The 954-nt window shown below is 67.0% G+C and carries 1 protein-coding gene; it reads right to left on the reverse strand.

What is annotated here, in order from left to right:
* Positions 1-49: 49 nt before the first annotated feature.
* Positions 50-954 (reverse strand): IS256 family transposase (locus tag N803_RS17160; RefSeq protein ID WP_035907576.1); only part of this gene is annotated, 905 nt, incomplete at its 5' end.

Below are 954 nucleotides of genomic sequence, written 5' to 3' on the forward strand. Positions count from 1 at the left end.
GGTCAAGTCCCGGGTAGTGGTGTAGCGGCTGCGTGTTCCTTCTGATGGCTCAGGCGGTCAGTGCGGGCAGGTTGTCGCCTCCAATCTGGGTGTCGGTGTCGGTGTCGGGGACGATGGTGACGTGGCAGCGGGCCAGGACCTCGAGGCCGAGGTAGCGCCGTCCTTCGGCCCATTCGTCGGTCTGTTCGGCCAGGACGGCTCCGACCAGACGCACGATCGCGGCCCGGTTGGGGAAGATCCCCACGGAGTCGGTGCGGCGTCGGATTTCGCGGTTGAGGCGTTCGGCGGGGTTGTTCGACCAGATCTGGGTCCACACGTCTTTGGGGAAAGCGGTGAAGGCGAGGATGTCGGCTCGGGCACCGTCGAGGTGCTCATGGACCTCGGGGAGTTTGCCGTCGACGTAGTCCAGCAGCCGGTCGAACTGCGCGTGCACGGCGTCCTTGTCGGGCTGGTCGTACACGGAGTGCAGCATCGCTTTGACCGCCGGCCACATCGACTTGGGTGTGACGCTCATGAGGTTCGCGCTGTAGTGGGTGCGGCAGCGTTGCCAGGCCGTGCCGGGCAGGTTCGCGGCGATGGCTTCGACCAAGCCCTTGTGGGCGTCGCTGGTGACGAGCCGGACGCCGGTCAGGCCGCGGGCTGTGAGGTCGGCGAAGAACTCGTTCCACGCTGGTCCGGTTTCGCTGGTGGCCACGCGCAGCCCGAGGACCTCGCGGTGACCGTCGCCATTGACACCGGTCGCGACCAGCGCGACGGCGTTGATCACACGTCCTCCCTCGCGGACCTTCATCGTGAGCGCGTCCGCGGACACGAACGTGAATGGTCCCGCATCGGCCAGGGGCCGGTGGCGGAACTCGTCGACGATCTGGTCGAGGTCAGCGGCCATGCGACTGACTTGGGACTTGCTCAGGGAGTCGATCCCCAGGGTCTTGACGAGCTTGTCCATGCGGCGGG

Source organism: Knoellia subterranea KCTC 19937 (assembly GCF_000768685.1).
Taxonomy (GTDB): domain Bacteria; phylum Actinomycetota; class Actinomycetes; order Actinomycetales; family Dermatophilaceae; genus Knoellia; species Knoellia subterranea.